This is a genomic window from Herbaspirillum sp. B65 (genome assembly GCF_000333555.1).
In the GTDB taxonomy this organism is placed as follows: Bacteria; Pseudomonadota; Gammaproteobacteria; order Burkholderiales; family Burkholderiaceae_D; genus Herbaspirillum; species Herbaspirillum rubrisubalbicans.
Genome location: NZ_BADI01001189.1, coordinates 1 through 1,007, shown reverse-complemented (window position 1 = coordinate 1,007; position 1,007 = coordinate 1). Strand labels below are relative to the sequence as shown.

The following is a 1,007-nucleotide window of genomic DNA, read 5'->3' as shown; positions in this document are numbered from 1 at the left end:
CGTCAGCGCTTCCTGCGCCGGGAACTTGTGGGCCAGGGCAAAGCGCGGGGCGCGCGAGACGAAGCCCAGGTGTTTTTGCTGGTCCAGACGGTCGACCTTGTAGACCACGCCATCGATCTCGTAAGGCAGGCTCTCGCGCTTTGTGCCGATGCTGCGGAAGAAGTCCAGCAAGCCGGCCGCGCCGGTTACCACGGCGCGCTCCTTGCACACTGGCAGGCCCAGTTGCTGGTACCAGTCCAGCAGCGCCGAATGCGAGGCCGGCATCTCGGCGCCTTCCAGTACGCCAATGCCGTAGGCAAAAAAGCGCAGCGTACGCTGCGCGGTGATACGCGAATCCAGCTGGCGCAGGCTGCCGGCGGCGGCGTTGCGGGGGTTGGCGAATTCCTTCTGGCCGGCATCGCGCTGGCGCTGGTTCAGGCGCGCAAAGTCGTCCTTGTACATCAGCACTTCGCCACGCACGTCGATCACTTGCGGCAGGTTTTCGCCATGCAGGCGCAGCGGAATGGCGCGCACGGTGCGGATATTGGCAGTGACGTTCTCACCCGTGGTACCGTCGCCGCGGGTGGCGGCCTGTACCAGCACGCCGTTTTCATAGCGCAGGCTGATGGCCAGGCCATCGAACTTCAGCTCGGTGGCGTAACGCACTTCCTGTAGGGTTTCCAGGCCATCGCGCACGCGCTTGTCGAAGGCTTCGATATCTTCGTCGGTAAAACCGTTGCCTAGCGAGAGCATGGGAATGTCGTGGCGCACCGGTTCGAATTGCGGCAGCGGCCCGGCACCCACGCGCTGGGTGGGCGAATCGGCAGTGAGCAGTTCGGGATGGGCGGTTTCCAGCGCCTGCAATTCCTGAAACAGCCGGTCGTATTCGGCATCCGGGATGCTGGGCTCATCGAGCACGTAGTAGCTGTGGTTATGGCGGTTCAGTTCGTCGCGCAACGCACGGGCGCGCAACAGCCACTCCGGCGCCCCTTGCGGGGGCCGTGCGGCGGAAAACAAGTCATCTTGCA

The 1,007-nt window shown here is 64.3% G+C and carries 1 protein-coding gene; it reads right to left on the bottom strand.

The window, feature by feature from the left end; genetic code table 11:
• Nucleotides 1–996: NAD-dependent DNA ligase LigA (ligA, locus tag I5W_RS28455; protein ID WP_044531777.1), on the bottom strand; the 996-nt coding region annotated here is incomplete at its 3' end.
• Nucleotides 997–1,007 lie beyond the last annotated feature (11 nt).